The 2,472-nt window shown below is 73.8% G+C and carries 4 protein-coding genes; all 4 read left to right on the forward strand.

What is annotated here, in order from left to right:
- The coding region (locus AC2W7J_RS17430; protein ID WP_485983963.1) for an alpha-amylase family glycosyl hydrolase at positions 1–597 on the forward strand (597 nt) is incomplete at its 5' end.
- Positions 597–1,148, forward strand: coding sequence for a dienelactone hydrolase family protein (locus AC2W7J_RS17435; RefSeq protein WP_421007364.1), 552 nt, complete (start codon positions 597–599; stop codon positions 1,146–1,148). The genes AC2W7J_RS17430 and AC2W7J_RS17435, both read left to right, overlap by 1 nt.
- Positions 1,149–1,187: 39 nt before the next feature.
- Positions 1,188–1,532: a VOC family protein gene (locus AC2W7J_RS17440; protein WP_421007365.1), complete on the forward strand. Its 345-nt coding sequence runs from the start codon at positions 1,188–1,190 to the stop codon at positions 1,530–1,532.
- A 22-nt stretch (positions 1,533–1,554) separates the two neighbouring features.
- Positions 1,555–2,352, forward strand: a complete 798-nt coding sequence (locus AC2W7J_RS17445; protein ID WP_485983966.1) for a glycerophosphodiester phosphodiesterase family protein — start codon at positions 1,555–1,557, stop codon at positions 2,350–2,352.
- The last annotated feature ends 120 nt before the right edge of the window (positions 2,353–2,472 follow it).

Raw genomic sequence — 2,472 nt, forward strand, 5'->3', positions numbered from 1 at the left:
GCCGACGACCCGCAGCCGGACGCCGAGGTGGGGCTGCGCCGGGCGCGGGCCGCCACGACGCTCATGCTCGCGCTGCCCGGTGGCGCCTACGTCTACCAGGGCGAGGAGCTCGGGCTGCCGGAACACACGAGCCTGCCCGACGAGGTGCGCCAGGACCCGACCTTCGCCCGCACCGGAGGACTCGAGCTGGGCCGTGACGGGTGCCGTGTGCCGATGGCTTGGGAGCAGGGGGCACCGGCCCTGGGTTTCTCCCCCACCGGCGCCGCGTGGCTGCCGCAGCCGCCCGCCTACTCCGGCCTCGCCGTCGACGCGCAGACGGGCGTCAAGGGGTCGACCCTCGAGCTCTACCGCTCGCTGCTCGCGCTGCGGCGCGAGCGCCGGCTCGGGCTCGCCGGACTCGAGGAGGTCGAGGGCCTGGGCGATGACGTCGTGGGCTACGTCGCGACCTCACCCGACGGCACGCGCACCCTCGTCGTGGCCAACCTCGGCACCGAGCCGGTGACGCTGCCCGAGGGTGCCAGGCTGTTGGTGGCATCCGGTGACCTCGTCGACGGCCGGGTGCCGACGGACACCGCGGTGTGGGCGGACCTGGGCTGATGGCCCACGTCCTGCTGCTCCACTCCGCGCTCGGGCTGCGGCCGGGGGTGCACACCTTCGCCGACCGGTTGCGCGAGCTCGGGCACGAGGTCGTCGTGCCCGACTACTACGAGGGGCACGTCTTCGAGCAGGAGGTCCCCGGCATCGCGCACCGCGACGCCCACCCCGAGTACTTCGAGGCGGTCCGCGAGCTCGCGGCGCAGATGCCGCCGGAGACGGCCCTGATCGGCATGTCGCTCGGGTCCTTCTTCGCCCAGCGGCTGGCCGCGCGCAGGCCCCGCGCCCGGGCGGCGATCCTCATGCACTCGGTCGCCGCGCCCCGCCACGACTGGTCGGGCGTACCCGTCCAGGTCCACCGGCACGAGGACGACCCGTGGATCGCCCCGGGTGACGTCGTCGTGCTCGGCGCCGCGGTCGAGGCGAGCGGGGCCCCCTTCGAGGACCACGTGACGCCCGGTCGCGGGCACCTCTTCGCCGACCCCGACCTGCCCGGCTACGACGAGGCGGCGACCGGCGCGACGGTCGAACGGATCGACGGCTTCCTCCGCTGAGGCCCGATCGCTGTCGGAGGCCGTCGCTACGGTCGGTGCATGACCCTCACGCTCGGCATGATCACGACCGACACGACCGACGCCACCGCCCTGGCCGACTGGTGGGCGGAGCAGACCGGCGGCGAGGTCCTCGAGACCAACGACGGCTGGTTCGTCACCGTGCAGCTGCCCGGCGGGCCGCTGCTCGCCTTCCAGCGGGTCGACGACCCGACACCCGGCAAGAACCGGCTGCACCTCGACCTCGGTGCGCCCGACCTCGATGCCGAGGTCGAGCGGCTCACCGGCGTGGGCGCAACGGTCGTCGCGCAGCGGCAGATGGGCGACTTCCGCTGGGTGACGATGGCCGACCCGGACGGCAACGAGTTCTGCGTCGCCAACCACTGACGGGCGCGCGTACGGTGAGCGGGTGAGGCCCGCGCGCGACTACGCATACTTCAGCGACGAGACCCCCATCGCCCTCGCCCACCGGGGCGGGTCGACCTTCGAGCCCAACCTCGGTCGTGAGAACACCGTCCACGCCTTCCACCAGGCGGTCGACATGGGCTACCGCTACCTCGAGACCGACGTGCACGCGACGGCCGACGGTCGGCTCGTCGCCTTCCACGACGAGGTCCTCGACCGGGTGACGGACGCGCAGGGAGCCATCGCCGGGCTGCCGTGGGCGCAGGTGTCGCAGGCGCGGATCCACGGGATCGACGCCGTGCCCCTGATGGACGAGCTCTTCGAGACCTTCCCCGAGGCGCGCTTCAACATCGACGTCAAGGCCGACGGCGCGGTCGCCCCGCTCGTCGAGGCGATCCGACGACACGACGCCGTCGAGCGGGTGTGCATCGGGTCCTTCAGCGACGCGCGGCTGCGTCGGGTGCGCCGCGCGCTCGGCCCCGACCTCGCGACGTCTGCCGGCCCGGTCGGCGTCGCCTCCCTCCGGCTGCTCCCGGGGGTGCTCTCCCGGCTCGTCCACTCCCCCGCCCAGGCGCTGCAGATCCCTGTCACCCACGCCGTCGGGCCGAGGTCGGTGACGGTCGTCGTGCCCCGGCTGGTCGAGGTGGCACACCGGCTGGGCAAGCAGGTGCACGTGTGGACGATCGACGACGCCGACGAGATGCATCGCCTGCTCGACCTCGGCGTCGACGGCATCGTCTCCGACCGGATCGACACCCTGCGGGACGTGCTCGCGGACCGGGGTCGCCCCCTTCGCCCGTAGTCGCGGCAGGTCAGGACTGCAGCGCGGCGAGGACCTGCTCGACGGCGGTGGGACGCCCGGCGACGCTCCACACGTGACCGCGGACCTGGACCTGCTCGGCCCGGCCGCCGACGGCCGTGA

It is taken from the genome of Janibacter sp. CFPM2_SD2 (genome assembly GCF_057364645.1).

What these genes read in the sequence shown, in the direction of transcription:
- AC2W7J_RS17440 (WP_421007365.1), top strand. Translation starts at nt 1,188, where the DNA reads ATGACCCTCACGCTCGGCATGATCACGACCGACACGACCGACGCCACC.
- AC2W7J_RS17435 (WP_421007364.1), top strand. Translation starts at nt 597, where the DNA reads ATGGCCCACGTCCTGCTGCTCCACTCCGCGCTCGGGCTGCGGCCGGGG.